The organism is Nocardia sp. NPDC101769, from assembly GCF_044766925.1.
GTDB lineage: Bacteria > Actinomycetota > Actinomycetes > Mycobacteriales > Mycobacteriaceae > Nocardia.
This window is the reverse complement of sequence record NZ_JBIWMX010000023.1, coordinates 98,826-122,506: the sequence shown is the minus strand read 5'-3', so window position 1 is coordinate 122,506 and position 23,681 is coordinate 98,826. Positions and strand designations below refer to the sequence as shown.

11 protein-coding genes are annotated in these 23,681 nt (G+C 70.8%); 8 read left to right on the top strand and 3 right to left on the bottom strand.

The window, feature by feature from the left end; translation table 11 throughout:
• The first annotated feature begins 32 nt into the window (after positions 1–32).
• Entirely contained in the window at positions 33–857 is an 825-nt protein-coding gene (locus tag ACIRRA_RS30445; RefSeq protein ID WP_402775161.1) for a TetR/AcrR family transcriptional regulator, read from the top strand.
• Between the two features lie 16 nt (positions 858–873).
• Here ACIRRA_RS30445 and ACIRRA_RS30440 read toward each other — a convergent pair whose 3' ends face one another.
• On the bottom strand, positions 874–1,644 hold the full coding sequence (locus tag ACIRRA_RS30440; protein ID WP_402775158.1) for a TSUP family transporter: 771 nt from the start codon (positions 1,642–1,644) through the stop codon (positions 874–876).
• 100 nt (positions 1,645–1,744) lie between these two features.
• Here ACIRRA_RS30440 and ACIRRA_RS30435 point away from each other — a divergent pair, with 100 nt between their 5' ends.
• The 3 genes from ACIRRA_RS30435 (at position 1,745) to ACIRRA_RS30425 (ending at position 4,305) form a co-directional block, all read left to right on the top strand.
• Positions 1,745–2,977, top strand: a complete 1,233-nt coding sequence (locus ACIRRA_RS30435; protein WP_402775155.1) for a sensor histidine kinase — start codon at positions 1,745–1,747, stop codon at positions 2,975–2,977.
• Between the two features lie 89 nt (positions 2,978–3,066).
• Positions 3,067–3,729: a response regulator transcription factor gene (locus tag ACIRRA_RS30430; protein WP_354832289.1), complete on the top strand. Its 663-nt coding sequence runs from the start codon at positions 3,067–3,069 to the stop codon at positions 3,727–3,729.
• A gap of 81 nt (positions 3,730–3,810) precedes the next feature.
• Positions 3,811–4,305, top strand: coding sequence for an FxsA family protein (locus tag ACIRRA_RS30425; RefSeq protein WP_402775152.1), 495 nt, complete (start codon positions 3,811–3,813; stop codon positions 4,303–4,305).
• Between the two features lie 109 nt (positions 4,306–4,414).
• On the opposite strand, the gene ACIRRA_RS30420 is transcribed toward ACIRRA_RS30425, so the two are convergent.
• Together ACIRRA_RS30420 and ACIRRA_RS30415 are read right to left on the bottom strand one after the other, a co-directional pair.
• Complete coding sequence (locus tag ACIRRA_RS30420) at positions 4,415–4,735, bottom strand: hypothetical protein (protein WP_402775149.1); 321 nt, start codon at positions 4,733–4,735, stop codon at positions 4,415–4,417.
• On the bottom strand, positions 4,728–4,931 hold the full coding sequence (locus ACIRRA_RS30415; RefSeq protein WP_356996751.1) for a hypothetical protein: 204 nt from the start codon (positions 4,929–4,931) through the stop codon (positions 4,728–4,730). The genes ACIRRA_RS30420 and ACIRRA_RS30415 overlap by 8 nt, the downstream gene beginning before the upstream one ends.
• A 95-nt stretch (positions 4,932–5,026) precedes the next feature.
• Between ACIRRA_RS30415 and ACIRRA_RS30410 the strand changes: the two genes are divergently transcribed.
• From ACIRRA_RS30410 to ACIRRA_RS30395, 4 genes are all read left to right on the top strand, one after another.
• The gene (locus tag ACIRRA_RS30410; RefSeq protein WP_402775145.1) at positions 5,027–6,622 is read left to right on the top strand and encodes an amidohydrolase; all 1,596 of its coding nucleotides are present in this window, start codon (positions 5,027–5,029) and stop codon (positions 6,620–6,622) included.
• Between the two features lie 307 nt (positions 6,623–6,929).
• Positions 6,930–8,567, top strand: a complete 1,638-nt coding sequence (gene lnt / locus ACIRRA_RS30405) for an apolipoprotein N-acyltransferase (RefSeq protein ID WP_402775263.1) — start codon at positions 6,930–6,932, stop codon at positions 8,565–8,567.
• A gap of 406 nt (positions 8,568–8,973) precedes the next feature.
• A complete protein-coding gene (locus ACIRRA_RS30400; protein ID WP_402775142.1) occupies positions 8,974–22,626 on the top strand; it encodes an amino acid adenylation domain-containing protein in 13,653 nt (4,550 codons plus the stop codon).
• A complete protein-coding gene (locus ACIRRA_RS30395) occupies positions 22,623–23,615 on the top strand; it encodes an ATP-binding cassette domain-containing protein (protein WP_402775139.1) in 993 nt (330 codons plus the stop codon). Before ACIRRA_RS30400 ends, ACIRRA_RS30395 begins: the two co-directional genes overlap by 4 nt.
• Positions 23,616–23,681 lie beyond the last annotated feature (66 nt).

The following is a 23,681-nucleotide window of genomic DNA, read 5'->3' as shown; positions in this document are numbered from 1 at the left end:
TTTGCTGACCGGATGCCGTACTGTCTGCCCGCGTGCCGCCATCCGCACTCCGCGATCGCAAACGGGAACGCACCCGCCGAGCCCTGCTCGAAGCCGCCGTCGAACAGTTCGAGAGCCGAGGTTATGAGGCGACCACCGTCGCCGATATCGCGGCCGCCGCCGAAGTCGGCACCCGGACGTTCTTCAACTACTTCGCCAGCAAGGAGGAACTGCTGTTCCCCGAGCCGGACGAACGGGTGCAGGCCGCCGTGCGCGCCATCGCCACCCGCCGTGCCGGGGAACGCCCCGTCGAGGTGCTGCTGCGCGCCCTGCGGGCCGCCGGTGACAATCCCGGCGACCACCTCGGCGACACCCTCGCCGCGCGCATCGCCGTCCTGCGCGCGCAGGTTTCGCGCACCGTGCCCGCCGTATCGGGTCGCGCCGCCTACGCGCAGCTCGCCTCCCAGCAGGAGATCGCGCGCCAGCTGCGCGCCGCCTTCCCCGACGAACTCGACGACGTCGGCGCGGCCGCGCTGGTGGGCGCGGTGGTCGGAGCCGTCTCGGGCGCGCTCACCGTGCTGTTCCAGCGGCCCGACCTCGAGGACGGCGAAGCGCTGCAGCGCAAGATCCAGGAGACCACCTCGAAGGTGCTGGCGCCGTGGCTGACCCAGCCCGAGACCGCCGCGTCGCGCGAATTGCCAGGGGAGCAGACCGCATTGCTGTCCGACGGGCCACTACGCCAGGACCCCGACGCCTTCCGGCCGGTGGCCACCGTGCACCGGCTCGGCCCGGAGTCCTTGCAGCGCTCCGCCTTCGACGGCGGCAGCCCCCGCTCGCTGCCGGGCGGCCACCGGCCCGCCGAGGACGCCCGCGTCTGACGTTGCGGGTCCGGGGTCAGCCGCCGAACTGCTGCCAGCCCAGGCGGATCACCATGGCGACCACCACCACCAGCAGGACGGCGCGGACGAAGCCCGCGCCCTTGGCCAGCGCCATGCGCGAGCCGACCACGGACCCGGCCACATTCGCCACCGCCATGGACAGGCCCAGCGCCCACAGCACGTGCCCGGTGCTCGCCAGGAAGATCAGCGAGCCCAGGTTGGATCCGCAGTTGATGACCTTCGCCATGGCGGCGGCGCGCACGAACTCGGTGCCGAGCAGGGTGGCGAAGGTGATGATCAGGAAGGTCCCGGTGCCGGGGCCGAGAATGCCGTCGTAGAGCCCGATCAGGCCCGCGGCCAGGGCGATCACCAGGATCGTCTTGCGGCGGGTCGGCGGATGGGTGGCCATGGTGACGCCCACCGAGGGGCGTAGCGTCACGAAGATCGCCACGCCGACGAGCACGACCATCACGATCGGGACGAAGTACTTCCTGTCGATCAGCGCCACCGCCGCGGAACCGCACGCGGCCGCGATCGCGGCGATGACCGCGCCCGGGATCAGGACCTTCCAGCGCATCGGAACCCGGCGGGCGAAGGTGAGGACAGCGGCGCTGGTGCCGGAGAACGCGGCGATCTTGTTGGTGCCCAGGGCCGTCTGCGGGGCCAGGCCGGGCAGCACCACGAACAGGGTGGGCAGCACGATCAGGCCCCCGCCGCCGACCACCGCATCGACCCATCCGGCCGCCGTCGCCGCGGTCAGCAAGACCGCCCAATCCGCAAGGCTCACAGGGCGACCCAACCAGAAACCCCGGAGCAAGATCAAACGGTTGAGTGCCGGATGCGAGCCGACCCGAGGCCGCCCGCGGGCACGACCGTAGGGTGGACGGGTGCGCCGGTTCAGTTTGTGGCTGCGCGGCAAGCCGCTGATCACCGATTCCGTGGTGGCGCTGCTGCTGCTCACCATCGATGTGCTCGCCCTGAGCAACAGTCATCACAAGCCGACCTACCTGGTCTTCAGCGTGCTGCTGCCGCTGCCGATCGTGTTCCGCCGCACCCACACCCGCGCCGCGGCGCTCGCGGTGGTGCTGCTGTCCATCGCGACCTCACTGGTGCACGGGGCGGTCGGCGACACGTCCGTGCATCCGGCGCTGCTCGGGCTGGGCATCATGCTCTACACCCTGGTCGCGTACGTCGGCCGCCGCCAAGGTCTGCTCTACCTCGGCATCCTGCTGCTCGACAGCCTCATCTCGGCGGCCACCATCGGCAAACCGTCGGGCACCGACATCGCCTTCACCGCCCTCTATTACGCGCTGTGCTGGGCGCTGGCCGAATTCGTCGGCGCCCGCCACGCCTACGACGCCGAGGTCGCCGCCCGCCTCGCGGTCGCCGACTACGACCGCGAACGCCGGGCACACGATGCGGTCGCCGCCGAACGCACCCGCATCGCCCGCGAGCTGCACGACGTGGTCGCGCATGCGGTCAGCGTCATCATCGTGCAGGCAGACGGCGCCCGCTACGCCCTGCGTCACGACCCGGACACCGCCGAACAGGCGCTCGCCACCATCGCCGGCACCGGTCGCGACGCCCTGCGCGAACTGCGCCGCACCGTCGAACTGCTGCGCACCGAGCATGCGCCCGAACAACTTCCGCAGCACGGCACCGCCGGCATCGCCAAGGTCGTCGACATGATGCGCAGCGCGGGCCTGGACGTCTCCCTCGAACTCAGCGGCGAACTCGACACCGTCACCCCCGAGGTCAGTCTCGGCATTCACCGCATCGTCCAGGAATCGCTCACCAACACCCTCCGCCACGCCGGCCCCGACCCGCACGCCGACGTCCGCGTCACCCGCCGCGCCGCCGACGTCCTGCTCGACATCACCGACTCCGGGGGTGCCCCCGCCGAGCCCGCGACCAGTCCCGGTGGCTGCGGATCCTCCAGCGCCCCAACCACACTCATCGCCCTCCCGCCCCCGGCCCGCATTCCCGGCAGCGGCCTCGGCCTGGTCGGCATGCGCGAACGCATCGCCGTCCTCGGCGGCACTCTCACCGCGGGCCGAAACCCCCACGGCGGCTGGACCGTCCGCGCCACCATCCCCCTGGACCGTGACGTCCCCGACTGATCGCCTCCCACCTGCGACGACCTGAGCGTGCCGCGATCGGCCCCGGCCCGCGCACACCACCGCACCGGGCGGCCGGATAGGTTGTGGGGGTGCCGATCACCGTTCTCGTTGTCGATGACCAGGAGCTCATGCGGGCCGGACTGCGGATGGTGCTCGGTGCGCACCCCGACCTCGAGGTGGTGGGGGAGGCGGACAACGGGGCCACCGCCATCGCGCGGGCGGGGGAGCTGCGGCCCGATGTCGTGCTGATGGATGTGCGGATGCCGGTGACCGACGGGGTGACCGCGACGGCGCGGATCATCGAATCGGGGTGCGGGAGCCGGGTTCTGGTGATGACCACCTTCGATCTCGACGAGCACGCGCTGGGCGCGCTGCGCGCCGGGGCCAGCGGCTTCCTGCTCAAGGACACGCCGCCGGAGGATCTGATCTCCGCGATTCGCAGTGTCGCCGCGGGGGATGCGGTGGTCTCGCCCAAGGTGACCAAGCGGCTGCTGGACCGCCTCATCGCCGAGGACCCGGCCGCCGGGCGCGATCCCCGCGTCCTCGACGTGCTCACCGCCCGCGAACGCGAGGTCCTCGAACACATCGCCGCCGGACGCTCCAACGCCGAGATCGCCGGTGCGCTGTTCCTGTCCGAGGCCACGGTGAAGACCCATGTCGGCCGGGTGCTCACCAAACTCGGACTGCGCGACCGGGTTCAGGCCGTGGTGCTGGCCTACGAGACCGGGCTGGTGCGGCCGGGCAGCGCCTAGCGGGTGTGACCGGCGACGCATCCGGGAGAAAATCCGCGCCGTCGCGCGTTGCACGGGTAGATCGATCGAAAGGATCGCCCGATGCCTGCCCTCTTGTTCCTCGCCTGGTTCGTCGCCGAGATCGCCACCCTCGTCGTGGTCGGCCACTTCATCGGCGTGTTCCCGACCATCCTGCTGCTGCTGGCGGGCTCGGCCGTGGGTCTGGTGCTGGTGCGCTCGCAGGGCCGGCGCGTGTTCCAGAGCTTCCGCCGCGCGGCCCGCGGTGAACTCGAACCCAGCACCGCCGTCGCCGACGGCGCCCTGGTCGCGGTCGGCGCGGTCCTCATGTTCGTGCCCGGCCTGCTCACCACCGCCCTGGGTCTGCTCGCCCTGCTGCCCGTCACCCGCTTCCTGTTCCGCCCGGTCGTGGCCGCCTTCGCCGCCCGCCGCCTGAGCCGCGTCGCCACCGCGGTCGGCCCCTACGGCTACCGCAAAGTCGTCATCGACCCCGACGGCGAGGTCATCGACGCCACCGTCGTGACCGAGTACTACGACGACGGCCAGGGCAACGGGTACAAGATGATCGACCCCCGCTGACCCACACCGCTCTCCCTCACCCCGGTGCGTCCCGGCCTCGGAGCCGATCGCGCACCGGGGTGATGACATTCTCGAGCAGGAGTCGTGGGGGCCCTCCGGCGACCAGCGGCTAGAGGTCGAAACGAGCTCGCAGCGCCATTCGCACATTCTCGAGCGTTGCTGGATCGAGCATCCCGATCTTCTCGAGGAACAAGGACGCGCTGAACGTGCCGAGCCGGAAAACGGCCACAGCCTGATCGGTGCCTGCGATCGGAACGGTCAGCAGCGCACGGGGATTGGGGACCTCGCGGGTGGGTATCACCATCGCCACCGCGATGAGGCCGCCCCGGACGACGTGCGGCACCGAGTCGAGTACGACGACCGTATGCACGATGTCGCGGACACCGCTCAGCTTCCAGATCTCACCCTGGATGCCGGGGATGTCACTCATCGGCGGCCCAGGCCTCGGATGACGCCGCTTCGGACGCTTCCGCAAACACGTCGGCCTCGGTGTCGGGCGTCAGTGCCGCCAGTTCCTCGGCCACGAGCATGCGGCGAGCGGCACGATAGAGGAAATCCGATACGTTCGGCTGTTGCTTGATCAGCTCGGTCACACGATCATCGGGAAGTGAGACGGAGATCTTCATGCCACCAAGGTAACACCAAGGTGCTACCGGAATAGGAGCTCCGGTGTGCAGTGCGGTTGTCGGCGCGGCAGGCGCGTCGGGCAGACTGGAGACCCGTGAGTACCCAGTTGCTTGTCGGCGGTCGTGTCTACAGTTCGAGCAATCCTGACGCGACGGCCATGGCCGTCAGTGACGGGACCGTGGTGTGGGTGGGGTTGGACAAGCCGGGGCGGGCATTGCATCCGGACGCCGAGATCATCGAGCTGGACGGGGCGTTCGTGGCGCCCGGGTTCGTGGACCCGCACGTGCACGTGACCGCGCTGGGGCTGAAGCTCACGGGACTCGATCTGGCACAGGCCCGTTCGCTGAGCGAATGCCTGCAACTGGTGCGGGAGTTCGCCGCCGCGCACCCGGACGGGGTAATCCTCGGCGAGGGCTGGGACGAGACCACCTGGGCCGACGGACGGCCGCCGGCACGCGAGGAGATCGACGCCGCCGCGCCGGGACGCCCGGTGTACCTGGCTCGCGTGGACGCACATTCGGCGGTGGCCTCCACCGCACTGCTGGCCGCGGTACCCGGCATTACCGAGGCGATCGGGTTCACCCGCGGTGAGCCGCTGCGCGCGGACGCCCACCATCGCGTGCGCGGGGCCGCGCTGGGCGCGCTGAACCGGGCACAGCGGAACGCCGCCCGGCAGGTCGCGCTGGACGCGGCGGCCGCCAATGGTGTTGTGGCCGTGCACGAATGCGCGGGACCCGAGATCTCCGGCGCCGACGACGTGCGAGAACTCCTCGAATTCGGGCACGGCGTCGAGGTGCGCGCCTACTGGGGGCAGGCCGTGCGCACCGCCGACGAAGCCCGCACGCTGGTCAAGGAACTCGGCGTGCACGCCCTCGGCGGCGATCTGTTCGTGGACGGGGCGCTCGGCTCGCACACCGCGTGGCTGCGCGAACCCTATGCCGACCGCGACACCACCGGCACCGCCTACCTCGACACCGAGGCCATCGCCGCGCACGTGTTCGCGTGCACCGAGGCCGGCATCCAGACCGGCTTCCACGTCATCGGCGACGCCGCCATGGACGCGGTCGTCGCCGGATTCGAGCGGGTCGTGGGCGAGCTCGGCGGCCCGGCCGTCGCCTCCCGAGGGCACCGCCTCGAACACGCGGAGATGATGACCGCCGACCAGATCGAGAAGCTCGCCGCCTGGGGCGTGATCGCCAGCGTCCAACCGGGATTCGACGCCGCCTGGGGCGGCCCGCGCGGCATGTACGCCACCCGCCTCGGCGCCGAGCGCGCCGCCACCCTCAACCCGTTCGCCGCCATGGCCGCCGCGGGTATCTCCCTCGCCATCGGCTCCGACGCGCCGGTCATCGCCCTGAACCCGTGGGAGGCCATCCGCGCCGCGGTCAACCACCACACCCCGGGCCATCAGATCTCTCCGCGGGCCGCCTTCGCCGCGGCCACGCGCGGCGCCTGGCGCGCCGGCGGCGTCCGCGACGGCGTCGCCGGCACCCTCGTCCCGGGAGCCCCTGCCTCCTATGCCATCTGGGACGCCCGCGAGCTCGTCGTCGCGGCCGCCGCGGACACCGTGCAGCGCTGGTCCACCGACCCCCGTTCCCGCGTCCCCGGCCTCCCGCCCCTCACCCCGGACGCCACCCTGCCGCGCTGCCTGCGCACCGTGCACCGCGGAGTCACCATTCATGAAGCCTGAGCCCGACTCCGAGAACCGCACCGCCGCACAGCATTCCACCGGACCGGCCACGCCGGATCCCGGAGCCCCCGAGACCGGCGGTCCCGGCCCCGAAGCAACTACCGGCTCGGGACCATCGGCCGCCGGCCATGCGGACACGGTCTCTCGGACCGGCATATCCGACGAGGACCAGGATCCCGTGGCGACTTCAGGGGCCGAGCGTGACGGAGATCGCGCCGTCGACGCGACATCGGAAGGCGATGAAGGCGAGCGCATTTCGGCGGTCGCACGCGCCGGGTTCGCGTCCGCGCCGGAGTCTCGGCCGGGGGTGGCGGCGCGAGCGATCGCAGTAGCGACGACGTGGCCGCGGCTGACGCGGTTGCTGTCTGCGGTCGTGGCGGGATTGCTGCTGTACGCGAGCTTCCCGCCCCGGACGCTGTGGTACCTGGCTCCGGTCGGGATCGCCGTGCTGACCCTCGCCGTACGCGGAACCTGCCGGGCGCGTGGGGGATTCGGGTTCGGGTTCATGGCCGGACTGGCGTTCTTCCTGCCGCTGCTGCCGTGGACCGGGATCTACGTCGGTCCGGTGCCGTGGATCGCCCTGTCGACCGTGTGTGCCGTGTATGTCGGATTGTTCGGGCTGCTGACGCGGTGGGTGGCGACGCTGCCCGGCTGGCCGCTGTGGGTGGCAACCGTGTGGTCGCTGACCGAGTGGGCGCGGGCCAGCTTCCCGTTCGGTGGGTTCCCCTGGGGGAAACTGGCTTTCGGTCAGGCCGACGGGTGGTATCTGCCCTTCGCGATGGTGGGTGGCGCGCCGCTGGTGAGCTTCGCGGTGGCACTCACCGGCGCCGGGCTGGCATGGCTCGCGCTGAGTTTGCTGCGCCGCCTCACCGCGGGTGCGGAGAATAGTGGGGAGGCGGTCGCGGCCACCTCGGATTCTCCCAGATCGGGGGCTATCCGTCCCACATCATGGAACCGGATTGTTGCTGCGGCAATGCTTGTGGCTATAGTTCCCCTCACCGGAGTGATCCTCCGGATCGCGCTGCCCGGCCCGGAGGACGGCAACCGGCCGATCACGGTCGCCGCCATCCAGGGCAGCGTGCCGCGCCTGGGCCTGGACTTCAATGCCCAGCGTCGCGCGGTTCTCGACAATCACGTCAAGCGCACCGAGGAACTTGCCCGCGACATCGCCGCCGGCCGGGCCCCGCAGCCGGACGTGGTGATCTGGCCGGAGAACTCCTCCGATATCGATCCCCTGCGCAACGCCGATGCGGCCCAGGAGATCTCGCAGGCGTCCAAGGATGTGAAGGCCCCCATCCTGGTCGGCGCGGTGCTCGTCAACGACGACCGCACCACCACCAACTCGGTCATCGTCTGGAACGCCGACGCCGGACCGGGGGATCGGCACGACAAGAAGATCATCCAGCCCTTCGGCGAATACCTCCCGTACCGCAACTTCTTCCGGCACTTCTCCGAATACGCGGACCGCGCAGGCTATTTCGTCCCCGGAAAGGGCGACGGCGTGGTGCACGCGCAGCCGTTCACCGGCGGCGCCCCGGTCGCCATCGGCGTGGCCACCTGCTACGAGGTGGTCTTCGACCGCGCCTTCGAGGAATCCGTGCGCGCCGGCGCGCAGCTGCTCGCGGTCCCGTCCAACAACGCCACCTTCGGCCGCAGCGAGATGACCTATCAGCAGCTGGCCATGTCACGGGTGCGGGCGGTGGAACACGGGCGCGCAGTGGTGGTCTCGGTGACCACCGGTGTCAGCGCCATGATCACCGCCGACGGCGTGATCCGGCAGCAGACGCCGCAATTCGAACCTGCGGCGCTGGTAGCGACGTTGCCGTTGCGGAACAACACGACATTTGCCACGCGTTTCGGGCCCGCGCCGGAGGCAATCATGTGTATCCTTGCCGCGGCTGCCACTGCGGCAGCGCTGATCCGGCGGCGGGCACAGCGCCTGTGACCCCGATCGACCGGATCTGATCCCGGAGGCTGTTCCGGCGTATTACCCGCGGGCACGTGTGAGAGGGCCGTCCCGCATCGGCGAGAGAGATTCGCCAGTTCATTGCCAGGGCTTGTTGGAGTCTCCACCATGTCTGTGGTCGTGCGGTTTCCTTAGGTGGGTTAAGTAATTCTCATGAAGGTTGCTATTAGGTAACTGAACTTAATCTTCGCGCCGTCAACGCCTGTTCGTTGCGGACGACTCGAGATCACCACCGATCCACTCGGCGGGATGCTCCGAATCATAGGACGTGGATCACGTCCTACGGCTTGCGCATGCGCGCGATCGCGGGGCCATCGGGGACGGGCCGTGATCGATTTTCGGGGCTAGGGGAGTTGCGTCTACAGCGGCAGAACGGAGTTCTTTGATGAGTTCATTGGCCACCGACCATGTCGACCAATGTTCTTCGGGTGAATTCTCGGCTCAACCCTTCGCGCTCTCTCCCGCGCAGTCGGCTCTCTGGTACGCCCAGCGCATCCGGCCCGACATCCCCCTCACCATCGCGCAATACGTCGAGATTCACGGCGATCTGGACGTCGGCCGCCTGCTGTACGCCATCGAGCGCTACGGAGCCGAGACCGAATGCGGGCACGTGCGCCTGCTCGAGATCGACGGAGTGCCGCACCAGTTGGTCGACTTCCACTGGCGGCCCGGCTGGGCCCGCTACGACCTGCGCGCCGAGGCCGACCCGCGCGCCGCGGCCCTCGCCTGGATGAACGAGCACGCCAGCTCGCCCATCGACATCGAACGCGACCCGCTCACCACCAATGTGGTGCTCCAGGTCGGCGACTCCGACTGGATCTGGTACAGCCGCGGCCACCACATCGTCATCGACGGCTACGGCGCCATGAACGCCACCGCCCGCGCCGCGGAGATCTATACGGCCCTCGAAGCTCACGACGAGCCGGCGAACTCCCGGGCCACCCCGCTGGCCACCATCTACTCCGACGAGAACCGCTACCGCGAGACCAGCCGCTTCGTCACCGACAGCGACTACTGGCGCCAGCAGCTCGACGGGGCCGGCGAGCCGATCACCCTGTCCAGCAACGGAATGCTGCCCGCGGTGTCCGACGCCGGCCGCCGCAGCACGACCGCCGTGCTCGCCGATGATGCCCAGGCCGCCGTCGAGGCGGCCGCGACCGCGTTCGGCTCCAACAGCTCCGCGTTGTTCGTGGCCGCCCTGGCCGGTTACGTGCGGGCCGTCACCGGCACCCAGGACGTGGTGCTGAGCCTGCCCGTGTCCGCGCGCACCACCGTGGCGCTGCGCCGTTCCAGCGGTGTGGTCTCGAACGTGGTGCCCATCCGCGTGCAGTTCACCGACGCCCACACCGTCGCCGACACCGTGCGCGCGGTCGAGCTGCAGATCACCGGCGCCCTGCGCCACCAGCGCTATCGCAGCGACGATATCCGCCGGGACTGCGGCTATTCGCGCGACGCCCGCGGCTTCTTCGGCCCCATGGTCAACCTCATGCTCTTCCACAGCGAGCTGAAGTTCGGCAGCCTGATGGGTTCCATCAACGTGCTGTCCACCGGCCCGGTCGAGGACCTGTCGATCAACCTGTACAACGGTCTCGGCGGTCACATCCACATCGACTTCGAGGGCAACCCGCGCCTCTACAGCGATGCCGAACTCACCGCGCACCACAGCCGGCTGCTGGATTACCTGGTCCGCTTCGTGTCCGCCGACCCGGAGACGCCGGTCGCCGACATGCCGGTGCTCACCGATCCGGAACGCGAACGCGTACTGCACGAATGGAATTCGACCCAGGTGGCCCGCCAGGAGGGCACCTTGGCCGGGCTGTTCGCCGACCGGGCCGCCGCCTCCGCCGACCGGATCGCGCTCGACTACGAGGGCGTGACCCTCACCTACGCCGCCTTCGACGAGCGCGCCAACCGGCTGGCCCGCGAACTCATTGCCCGCGGCGCGGGACCCGACACCCTGGTCGGCCTGGCCGTCCGCCGCAGCCTCGACCTGCTGGTCGGCATGTACGCCATCGTCAAGGCGGGTGCCGCCTACCTGCCCATCGACCCGGACCACCCGGCCGACCGCATCGGGGCCATCCTCGACCAGGCCCGGCCGCTGTGCGTACTCACCGCTTCGCGCGACAAGCTCGACATGCCCGGCACCGCACCGCGATTCGACATCGACACCGCGGATGTGTCGCGGCATCCGGGCCGCCCGGTCACCGACGCCGATCGGACCGCGCCGCTGCGTCCCGACCACCTCGCGTACGTCATCTTCACCTCCGGTTCCACCGGCGAGCCCAAGGGCGTGGGCGTCACCCACGCCGCCATCGTGAACCGGCTGCGCTGGATGCAGGACGCTTACCCGCTCGACTCCTCCGACGTGGTATTGCAGAAGACCCCCGCCACCTTCGACGTCTCGGTGTGGGAGTTCTTCTGGCCCTTGCAGATCGGGGCCCGCTTGGTCATCGCCGTCCCCGACGGGCACCGCGATCCCGCGTATCTGGCCCGCATCATCGCCGAGAAGGGCGTCACCACCGCGCATTTCGTGCCGTCCATGCTGTCGGTGTTCCTCACCGACACCGATGTGCGGGGCTGCACCGGACTGTCGCGGGTCTTCTGCTCCGGTGAGGCGCTGCCCGCAGCCACCGTCGCCGATTTCCACGCCGCCCTCGGCACCGGCGCCGGCGCGCCGGAGCTGTACAACCTGTACGGCCCGACCGAGGCCGCCGTCGATGTCACCGCCTGGCACTGCACTCCGGGCAGCACCGACGTCCCGATCGGCTCGCCCATCTGGAACACCCACACCTATGTGCTGGACGCCCGACTCCAGCCGGTCGCCCCGGGCGTCGTGGGTGAGCTGTACCTGGCCGGTGTGCAGCTGGCCCGGGCGTATGTGGGCCGTGGCGCCCTCACCGCCGACCGTTTCGTGGCCAACCCGTTCACCCCCGGCGCCCGCATGTACCGCACCGGCGACCTGGTGCGCTGGCGCGGCACGGGCACCGCGGGCGTCCTGGAATACCTGGGCCGCAGCGACTTCCAGGTCAAGGTGCGCGGCCTGCGGATCGAACTCGGCGAGGTCGAGGCCGTCCTGCTGGCCGACGCCCGCGTCGCGCGCGCCGTGTGCGTGGCCCGCCGCGGCCGCAGCGGGGACGAACTCCTCGGCTACGTCGTGGCCGCGCCCGGCGTCGGCGCCCTCGACGCCTCCGACCTCACCGCCGCGTTGCGCCGGACCCTGCCCAGCTACATGGTGCCGTCGTTCCTCATGGTGCTCGACAAACTACCGCTCAGCGCCAATGGCAAGGTGGACCGCAAGGCCCTGCCCGCACCCGAGGCGGGCGCCCGCCGCCCGGCCCGGCCCGTCGCCGCCCCCCGCACCGCCATGGAACGCCAGCTCAGCGGGATCTTCGCCGAGGTGCTCGGCACCGACGAATTCGACGTCGAGGACAGCTTCTTCGACCTGGGCGGCAACTCGCTGACCGGTGCCCGGGCGGTCGCGCGCGTGAACGCGGCCCTCGGCGCGTCCCTCACCATCCGCGATCTGTTCGAAACGTCCACCGTCACCGCGCTGGCCACACGGCTCTCGACCGAAGAGCCGGAGAACACCTCCCCGAAACTGGTGGCCGGGCAACGGCCGCAACAGATTCCGCTGTCGCTGGCCCAGCAGCGGTTGTGGATCCTGAACCGGTTCGCCGAGCACGCGGCGGCCTACAATATGGCCTTCGCGGTGAAACTGACCGGGCCCCTTGATATTCCGGCGCTGCGGGCCGGCCTGGTGGATGTGCTGGAACGACACGAGAGCCTGCGCACCATCTTCCCCGACACCCCCGACGGGCCCTGCCAGCGGGTGCACCCGGCCTCGGAGATCCCGCTCACCCTCGATCCCATCGACGCTACGGGCGCGGACGCCGTCGCGCTGGCGAGCGAATTCGCCGGGTACGGCTTCGATCTGCGCAGCCAGGCCCCGGTCCGGGTGGCGCTGTACGCCACCGGGCCCGGCACCCACCTATTCCTGGTGGTGCTGCACCACATCAGCTGCGACGGCTGGTCCATCGCCCCGTTGAGCCGCGACATCATCACCGCGGTCGCTGCCCGCGCCCAGGGCGTGGCGCCGCAGTGGACGCCGCTACCGGTGCAGTACGCGGATTTCGCACTGTGGCAACGGGAACTGCTCGGCGACGAGGCCACCCCGGCCAGTGCCCTGGCCCGGCAGCTCGCCTTCTGGCGCGCCGCGCTCGCCGACCTACCCGACCAGCTGGACCTGCCACTGGACCGCCCCCGCCCGCGGCACCGCAGCACCGCCGGCGGCACCGTCGAGTTCGGCATCTCCGCGCAGACCCGCCGGGCACTGGCCGGCGTGGCCGCCGCACGCGGGGTCAGCACCTTCATGGTCCTGCACGCCGCGCTGGCCACGGTGCTCGCGCGCCTGTGCAACACCACCGACATCGTGATCGGCACCCCGATCGCCGGGCGCAGCGATCCGGCGCTCGACGATCTGGTCGGCATGTTCGTCAACACCCTCGTGCTGCGCACCCGGGTGGACCCGGCTGCCGGCTTCGACCGCATGCTCGCCGAGGTCCGCGAAACCGACCTCAATGCCTTGGCCAATGCCGACGTGCCGTTCGAGCGGCTCGTCGAGGTGGTCAATCCCGAGCGCTCGGCCGCCCGCCACCCCCTCTTCCAGGTGATGCTGTCCTACGACAGCAACCCCGAGCCGGACGTCGATCTGCCCGGTGTGGAGACCGAGGTGGTGCCCCTGGCTACCGACGTCGCCAAGTTCGATCTGCAGCTGACCGTCCACGAACCCGCCGGGATCCCCGCCGAGGACGCCGGATTCACCGCCGAATTCGGTTATGCCGCCGACGTTTTCGACCGGACGACGGTGGAGACCATCGCGCGGCGCTTCGGCGCGATACTGGCCGCCGCGGTCGCCGAACCCACCACGCCGGTCGGCGACCTGCCGCTGCTGGACGGCCGGGAGATCGCGAAGCTGGTGCCGATCACGGGTGCCCCCGCCGAGCCCAGCATCACCCTGGCCCGGCTGCTCAGCGACACCGCCGAGCGCGTGCCCGACGCGGTCGCGGTCCGCTACCTCGGCGTCGATACGACCTACCGGGAGCTGGACGAACGCTCGAACCGCCTGGCGCGGGTGCTGATCGAGCACGGCGCGGGCCCGGAGGTGGTGGTGGCGATCGCGCTGCCGCGCAGCCTGGAGAGCATCCTCGCGGTGTGGGCGGTGGCCAAGACCGGTGCCGCGTACGTGCCCGTCGACCCCGACTATCCGGCCGATCGCATCGCCCACATGCTGGCCGATTCCGGTGCCATGCTGGGTCTCACCAATGCCGAACGGCACGAGAACATGCCGACCATCTGGCCCGGCAATCGGGGCCGCCACCGCAAGAGCTACGTCGACTGGCTCCTGCTCGGCTCCGAGCAGCTCGCGCAGGAGTGTGCGCAGTTCCCCGACACCCCGGTCACCGACGCGGACCGGCACCACCCGCTGCGCATCGGCGGCCCGGCCTACCTGATCTATACCTCGGGTTCAACCGGCAAGCCCAAGGCCGTGGTGGTCACCAATGGGGGCATCGCCTCGCTGGCGCACGAGCAGATGCACCTGTTCAAGGTCACCGATTCGGCTCGCACCCTGCACTTCTCGTCGCCCAGCTTCGATGCCTCGGTGCTGGAGCTGCTGCTCGGTTTCGCGGCCGGGGCCACCATCGTGGTGGTGCCCGCGGGCGTCTTCGGCGGCGCCGAGCTGGCGCTTATCCTGCGCGAGGAGCATGTGACGCACGCCTTCGTCACGCCGGCCGCCCTAGCCACCGTGCCCGCCGGCGACCTGCCGGAGCTGGAGGCCGTCATCGTCGGCGGGGAGGCCTGCCCCGAGGACCTCGTCGAGGTCTGGACCGCACCGGACTCCCGGCCCGGACTCCCGGCGCGGCGCATGCACAACATGTACGGGCCCTCCGAGGCTACGGTCGCCGCCACCGCCACCGGGCCCATGCTCGCGGGCCAGCCGGTGCCGATCGGCGGCCCCGTGCGCGGCATGCGGCTGTTCGTACTCGACGGCCGTCTGCAACCGGTACCGCCGGGTGTGGCGGGCGAGCTGTACCTGTCGGGTCCCGGCCTGGCGCGCGGCTACCTGGGCCGGTACGGCCTGACCGCGCAACACTTCCCGGCCAATCCGCACGGGCGGCGCGGTGAACGCATGTACCGCACCGGCGATCTCGTGATCGCCGACCGGGAGGGACAGCTGCGCTTCCTGGGCCGGGCCGACGATCAGATCAAGATCCGCGGCTTCCGCATCGAACTGCGCGAGATCGACCACGTGCTGGCCACGCATCCGGGAGTCACCTTCGCGCTCACCATCGTTCACCACGACGAGCGCGGAATCCCGCGTCTGGTGGCCTATCTCACCGCCGACACCGAGCTGGACCCGGCCGCGGTGCTCGAGACCGCGCGCGGACGGCTGCCCGGCTACATGGTGCCCGCCGCGGTCACCGTGCTCGATGCCCTACCGGTCTCCCCGACCGGCAAACTGGACCGCAAGGCGCTGCCCGCACCGGAGTTCGTGGCCGCCGCGCCCACCCGCGCACCGGAAACCGAACTGGAGCAACAGGTCGCACTGGTCTTCGGCAGTGTGCTGGGCGGCATCACACCCGGCGCGGAGGACAACTTCTTCGAGATCGGCGGCAACTCGCTGCTGGCCACCCGCCTGACCGCGGCCCTGCACAGCGAGTTCGGGGTGGAGCTGCCGGTGCGCGACGTCTTCGAGCTGCCGACGGTGTCCGGGGTGGCCGCACGTCTGGCGGAAGCGCCCCGGGCCCAGCGTGTAGCGCTGGCTGTGCGTACGCCGCGCCCGGAGCGCGTGCCACTGTCGCTGCCGCAGCAGCGGCTGTGGTTCCTCAACAGATATTCCCCCGAATCCAGCGCTTACAACATCGCATTCGTGCTGCGGATCGATGGCGATCCGGATATCGACGCGTTGCGGGCGGCCCTGGCCGATGTGGTGGAGCGCCACGAGGTGCTGCGCACCGTCTTCCCGGAGGACGATCAGGGCGCCTACCAGGTGGTGCTGGACCTGGCACGGTGCCTGCCGGTGCTGGACGTGGTCGAGACCGACGAGGTCGGCGCGCGTCACACCCTGCGCTCGCTGGCGCGCCGCGGCTTCGACCTGACCCGCGAGATCCCGCTGCGGATCACCTTGCTGCGCACCGGAACCCGCCGGCACCTGCTCGGCATCGCACTGCACCACATCGCCGCGGACGGCTGGTCGCTGGGCCCGCTCACCCGGGACCTGGCCATCGCCTACACCGCCCGCCACGGCGGTGCCGCGCCCACCTGGACGCCGTTGCCGGTGCAGTACGCCGACTTCAGCCTGTGGCAGCGCGACATTCTCGGCACGGAGGACGACGCCGAGAGCGCCGCCGCCACCCAACTGGCCTACTGGCGCATCGCGCTGGCCGACCTGCCCGGGGAGCTGCCGCTGCCCTACGACCGGCCCCGCCCGGCCGAACCCACCCAGCGGGCCGGATCGGTGCGGTTCGAGGTGCCGGAAGCCGTGCAGCGCAGGCTCGCCGAGGTCGCGCGGGCACACGGCGTCAGCCTGTTCATGGTGCTGCGCTCCACGGTGGCCGTGCTGCTGCGCGTGGTCACCGGCGGCCGCGACGTGGTCGTCGGTACCGCGGTGGCCGGGCGCACCGATACCCGCCTCGACGATCTGGTCGGCATGTTCGTCAATACGCTGATCCTGCGCTCGGATGTGGACCCCGACCGCAGCTTCGCCGAACTGCTGCAGGCCGACCGCGACACCGAACTCGCCGCCATGGCGCATGCCGAGGTGCCCTACGAGCGGGTCGTGGAGGAACTGCAGGCCGCGGATGCCCGGCAGCGCCGCTACGGCGCGAGCCCGCTGCTGCAGGTCGCGCTGACCGTGCAGGACGCCCCGGTGCCCGCGCTGCGGCTGCCGGGATTGTCGCTGCAGGCCGAGGAACTCGATATCGCGCTGGCCAAGTTCGATCTGGAGCTGCGGGTGCTGCCCGGCGCGGGCGAGGACCAGCGGGTCTTCGAATTCGTCTACGCCGCCGAGCTTTTCGACCAGGCGACGGTCGGCACCCTGGCCGAGCGCCTGGTCAAGGTGTTCGGCGCCGTCACCGCCGACCCGCACGTGCGCGTCCGTGACATCGACGCGCGCACCGAACTCGAGCACAACATGTTCACCCCGGCCTGGGGTCCCGCGCCGGAACCGCAGTGCAGCCTGGCTGCCTACTTCGCGGCCACCGCGCACCTCAATGCAGACCGGGTGTTCCTGCATTCCGACGACATCGAGCTCACCTACCTGGAATCCGACGTGTACTCGAACCGCTTGGCGCGGGCCCTGATCCACCGCGGCCTGGGCCCGGGGGACCGGGTGGCGCTGGGCCTGACCCGGTCGGCGGAGTCGGTACTGACGGCGTTGGCCGTCACCAAGTGCGGTGCGGCGTTCGTGCCGGTGGACCCCAACTATCCGGCGGACCGGGTGCAGCACATGCTCACCGACTCCAGCTGCCGGGTGGGTATCAGCATGACCGAGCACGCCGACCGGCTCCACGCCGCCGGCGGCGGCGACGGTGTGCAGTGGCTGCTGCTCGACGACGCCGTACTGCTCGAAGAACTCGAGGTTCTCGACGACGGCCCGATTACCGACGCCGAGCGCACCACCACCCTGTGGACCACGGATCTGGCGTACATCATCTACACCTCCGGCTCGACCGGAAAACCCAAGGGCGTGGCCGTCACTCACGGCGGCCTGTCCAATTTCGCGGACGAGGTCCGCGAGCGCGCGCGGGTCGACCGGGACTCGCGGACGATGCACTTCGCGTCTCCCAGCTTCGACGCCTCCGTCTACGACCTGCTGTTCGCGATCTGTGCGGGCGCGACCATGATCATCGTCCCGCCCGATGTGTACGGCGGCGACGAACTGGCCGCGTTCATGGACCGCGAACAGGTCAGCCACACCTTCATCACCCCGGCCGCGCTGGCGACCATCGACCGGGACCGCTGGCCGCTGCCGCACCTGCGCGCGATCATGGCCGGCGGCGAGGCCCTGGGACCGGAACTGGTGGCGCGCTGGGCCCCCGGCCGCATGATGTTCAATGTGTACGGCCCGACGGAGACCACCATCGTGGTCACCATTGCCGGACCGCTCAGGGTCGGCGAGCCCATCACCGTAGGCAACCTGGTCCGCGGCGCCCGCGCCGTGGTCCTGGACGAGCGCCTGCGCCCGGTCCCGGTCGGCGTGCCCGGCGAGCTGTACATCGGCGGACAGGGTTGTGCGCGCGGCTATTTCGAGCGGTTCGATCTCACCGCCTCCCGGTTCGTCGCGGACCCGTACGGCCCGGAGGGTTCGTGCCTCTACCGCACCGGCGACGTGGTGCGCTGGACCTCCGACGGTGACATCGTCTACCTGGGCCGCAGCGACCATCAGGTGAAGCTGCGTGGTTTCCGCATCGAGCTGGGCGAGATCGACGGCGTGCTCACCGCCCACCGCGCAATCAGCTTCTCCCACACCGAGGTTCGCGAGATCGCCGGCGAGCGCCGCATCGTGTCGTTCGTGCTGCCCATGGACCTCGCCGCCGCGCCCGACCCCGAGGAGCTGCGTGCCCACTGCGCGGCGCACCTGCCGGCGCACATGGTGCCCAGCGCCCTCGCCCTGCTCGACCACATTCCGCTCACCCCGGTCGGCAAGCTCGATCGCGACGCGCTGCCGGAACCCACGGCCGTCGTTGCCGGGGTCTCGCGGGAACCGGAGTCCGACACCGAGCGCCTGGTCGCCGAGGTGATGGGGGAGCTGGTCGGCACCGAGGCCCTGGGCGCGGACGACAGCTTCTTCGAGATCGGCGGAAACTCGCTGCTGGCCACCCAATTGGTGGCCCGGCTGGCCACCGCCACCGGGGTGCGACTGGAGGTGCGGTCGGTTTTCGCCTCGCCCACCGTGGCCGGACTGGCCGCCGCCCTGGATGCCGGATCCTCCTCGGCGGATCTTCGGCCGGAACCGCGCCGGCGCACCCGGCCCGCGCGGATCCCGCTCTCCGCGGCCCAGCGGCGGCTGTGGTTCCTGGAGAAGTTCAACGCCGGCGAGCACGGAGAAGCACTGGGCGCCTACAACGTTCCGGTCGCCCTGCGCCTGCACGGCGAGCTGGACATCCCGGCCCTGCGCGCAGCCCTGCACGCCGTCCAGGACCGTCACGAGATCCTGCGCACCGTCTTCCCGGAGATCGACGGTGAACCCTGCCAGCGGATCCTGGATCCGGGCGAGGGGGCGGTCGGCCTGCCGGTGCGGACGGTCGCCGCGGACGAGGTGCCCGGCGAGATCCGCCGCCTCACCGCCGGCGGTTTCGATTTGGCCACCAGCGTGCCGGTGCGTGCGGCCCTGCTGCGCCTGACCGGCAGCAATTCCGAGCACGTGCTGGTGCTGGTCGTGCACCACATCGCCATGGACGGCTGGTCGCTGCAGCCGCTGGCCGCCGATGTGGCCGCCGCCTACCGGGCGCACACCGGCAAGCAGACCCCGGAATGGCCCGAACTGCCCATCCAGTACGCCGATTACACGCTGTGGCAGCAGGATGTGCTGGGCCGCGAGGATGATCCGGAGTCGGTGATCAGCCGCCAGCTCGACTACTGGCGACGCGCCCTCGACGGCATGCCGGAACTGCTCTCCGTTCCCGCCGACCGGCCACGGCCGCCGGTGCCGACCTACCAGGGCGGCACGGTGGAGTGCAAGCTCGACGCTTTCACCCACCGCGAATTGCAGGTGCTGGCAGCCGAACACGGCGTCACCATGTTCATGGTGCTGCACGCGGCACTCATAGCACTGCTGCATCGCCTGACGCACGGCGACGACATCACGGTCGGTACACCCATTGCGGGACGCGGACATCCGGCGCTGGACCGCCTGGTCGGCATGTTCGTCGGCACCCTGGTGCTGCGCACCCGAATCGACGGCGGCGCCGCATTCGGCGACCTGCTGCGCGCGGTCCGCAACACCGACCTGGAGGCCTTCGCCAACGCCGACGTGCCGTTCGAGCGCCTGGTCGAGGTGCTGAATCCGGTGCGCTCCCAGGCACATCACCCGATGTTCCAGGTCATGCTGTCGGTGCAGAACCAGCCCGCGCAGGTGCTGGAGCTGCCCGCCATGCGCATCGAGGCCGACGACGCCGACCCGGGCATCGCCAAGTTCGACCTGCAGTTCACCCTCACCGAATCCTGGACGCCGCGCCGCGAACCCGACGGCATCACGGTGTCGGTGAACTACGCGTCCGACCTGTTCGAGGCGGCGACGGCGCAGCGGCTGGCACAGCGCTTCGTGCGGCTGCTGGCCGCGGCCGCCGCGCATCCGGCCACCGCCGTGGGCGATCTGGACCTGCTGGACTCGGCCGAGTGGTCGGCGCTGGCACCGGTGCGCGGCACCGAGCCCGGCCAGTCCATCACCTTCCCGGAGGTGTTCGAGGCCGCAGCCAACCTCAACCGGTCCGCCATCGCGGTCCGCTCCGCCGGCACCCAGATCTCCTACGACGCCCTGGACCGCTGGACCAACCGGCTGGCCCGCGTACTCATCGGCTACGGCGTGGGCCCGGAAACCCTGGTCGCCATGGGGATTCCGCGTTCGGCCGAATCGGTGGCGGTGATGCTGGCCATCGCCAAGGCCGGCGCCGCGTTCGTGCCCGTCGACCCCAACTATCCGGAGCAGCGCATCAGCCACATGCTGCTGGATTCGGGTGCGGCCGTGGGCATCACGCTGTCCGGCTACCGGGAGCGCATGCCCGACGGGGCCAACTGGACGATGCTGGACGCGCCGTCGTTCCGGCGGCGGGTGCTCGCCACCTCCGACGCGCCGATCCGTGACGCCGAACGCACCGTGCCGCTGCGCATGCACAACCCGGCCTACGTCATCTACACCTCCGGCTCCACCGGCATCCCCAAGGGCGTGGTCGTCACCCACGGCGGCCTTTCCAACTTCGCCGCCGAGACCGCGGAGCGCTTCGACGTCGGCCCCGGCTGCCGGGTCCTGCACTTCGCCACACCGAGTTTCGACGCCGCCATGCTGGATCTGCTGTTCGCTCTCGGCGGAGCCGCCACGCTGGTGATCAGCCCGCCGGGCGTGGTCGGCGGGCAGGAACTGGGGCAGGTGTTCATGGAGGAGGGCATCACCCATGCCTTCATCACCACCTCGGCGCTGGGCACCGTCGATCCGGCCGGCGTGACCGCGCTGCGGCATGTGCTGGTCGGCGGTGAGGCGCTGCCACCGGACCTGGTCAGTCGGTGGGCCCCGGGCCGCAAGTTCTACAACGTGTACGGGCCGACGGAGACCACCATCGTCACTGTGATCTCGCACCCCATGACACCCGGCGGGCCGATCACCATCGGCGGACCCATCCGCGGGGTCGGCGCGACCGTGCTCGACGCGCGCCTGCACCCGACCCCGGCCGGGGTCACCGGTGAACTGCACCTGGCCGGCGCGGCGCTGGCGCGCGGCTACCTGCGCCGCCCGGGCCTGACCGCGCAGCGCTTCGTGGCCAACCCGTTCGGTAAGCCCGGTGAGCGCATGTATCGCACCGGCGATCTGGTCCGCTGGCTCGAAAGCGAGGGCGGCGCAAGGGATCTGGAGTACTTCGGCCGCACCGACCACCAGGTCAAGATCCGCGGCTTCCGCATCGAACTCGGCGAGATCGACGCGGCGCTCGCCAAGCACGCGGAGGTGGAGTTCGCCACCACCATCGGGCACCGCACCCCGGCCGGCTCCACCGCGCTGGTGTCGTATGTGAAGCCGCGCACCGGAACCGCGCCCACCACCGCCGAGCTGACCGCGCACGTGGCCGCACTGGTGCCCAACTACATGGTCCCGCAGTCGATCATGCTGCTGGACCGGGTGCCGCTGTCCCCGGTCGGCAAGCTCGACCGGAAGGCATTGCCGGACCCGGTGTTCGCGGCCCGCGAGGGCTACCGGGCCCCTGCCACCCCGGTGGAGGAGGCGCTGTGCGCCGCCTTCGCCGACGTGCTGGGTGTCGAACAGGTCGGCGCCGACGACGGGTTCTTCGAACTCGGCGGCAACTCGCTGCTGGCCACCAAGGTGGTGGCCCAGCTGCGGGCCGGCGGCATCGACCTACCGGTGCAGGCCATGTTCGGCGAGTCCACCCCGGCCGCCATCGCCGGGCGGCTCGCCGCCGCCGAGGGCGACGCGGGCGCCGCGCTGACCGCGGCCCTGGGCGCGGTGCTGCCGCTGCGGGCGGTCGCCGATTCCGGTGTGCCGCCGCTGTTCTGCGTTCATCCGGCCATCGGCCTGTCCTGGTGCTTCGCCGGGCTGCTGTCGCATCTGCCGCAGGAGCAGCCCGTGTACGGCCTGCAGGCCCCGCACGTGGCCGGGGAGGACAGTCACCGCACCATCGCCGAAGCTGCGAAACACTATGTGGCGCAGATGAAGTCGGTGCAGCCCACGGGCCCCTACCAGGTGCTGGGCTGGTCGCTGGGCGGGCTCATCGCCCACGAGATGGCCGTGCAGCTGCAGGAGGCCGGTGACGAGGTCGCGCTGCTGGCCCTGATGGACAGCTACCAGCTGTCGGATCGGTGGCTCGAGGAGGCGGTGCCGTCGGTGGCCGCCGTGGTCGCCGAATTCGGTTCCGACCTGCTCGGCGGTGACGCCGACATCGATTCGCGCATGACGCTCACCGAGGCGGCCGAACTGCTCCGCGGGCGATCCGGGCCGTTCGCGGCGCTCACCGTCGAGCACCTGGAACGGCTCTACACCGGATACGAGAACGGCGCGGTGCAGGCGCACGGGTTCCGGCCCCGCGTCTTCGACGGTGATCTGCTGTTCTTCACCGCCGCCGACGACGAGATCAACCGGGCCGACCCGGACCGCTGTGCCCTGTCCTGGCAGCCCTACGTCACCGGTGCGGTGCACGACCAGCTGGTGCGCTGCACGCACGCCGGCATGACAACGCCCGAATCCCTCGCCGTCATCGGGCCGGCGTTGCGGGATCAGCTGGCAGCCATTCGAGCCCGGCGGGAGGGTATGCGATGAGTCTGGCCGTGGAAGTCCAAGGGTTGGTGAAGTATTACGGCAAGGTGCGGGTGCTCGACGGTATCGATCTCGAGATCCCGTCCGGCACGGTGATGGGACTGCTCGGGCCCAACGGCGCGGGCAAGACCACCACGGTCCGCATCGTCACCACCCTGCTGCGCCCGAGCGCGGGCTCGGTGCACGTCACAGGAGTGGACGTGCTGAAGCATCCGGCTCGCGTTCGCACCCGGATCGGCCTGTCGGGCCAGTACGCGGCCATCGACGCCAATCTGTCCGGATTCGAGAACCTGCGCATGGTGGCCCGGTTGTACGGCATGAACCACAAGCGGGCCGCCGAACGCGCTACCGAACTGCTCACCGCCCTCGGCCTCGACCACGCGGCCGGGCGGCGGGCGGGCACCTACTCCGGCGGTATGGCCCGCCGGCTGGACCTGGCGGGGGCGCTGGTGTGTCGGCCCCCGGTGGTCGTGCTGGACGAGCCGACCACCGGTCTGGATCCGCGCGGGCGCCTCGACATGTGGCGTGTCATCGGCGAACTCGTCGACGACGGCACCACCGTGCTGCTCACCACCCAGTACCTGGAGGAGGCCGACCTCCTCGCCGACCGCATCACCGTCATCGATCACGGGCGGGTCATCGCCCGCGGTTCGGCCGACGAACTGAAGACGTCCATCGGCGGCGACAAGCTCACCGTCACCCTCGCGCCCGGGCAGGATCCTGCCCCCGCGCAGCAGGTGCTGGGTGAGGTGGGCATCGGCGAAGCCGAATTCGACGAGGGCGCCGTCGCGGTCACCGTGGTGGTCGGCGACGGCACCCGCACCATGGTGGAGGCGCTGCGCCGCCTCGACGACGCCGGGGTGCACGTGGTCGACGCCGTCGTGGACCGGCCCACCCTCGACGACGTATTCCTTTCCCTCACCGGCAAATCCGGTGAACGCAAGCCGGCCGTCCCCGCCCCCGAGTCTGTCCAAGAGGAGATCCTGTCGTGACGACCCTCCCCGCCGAAGCGGAAGCCCCCGCGCCACCCGGGCAGGAGCCCGGCCGCCAGCGCGTCG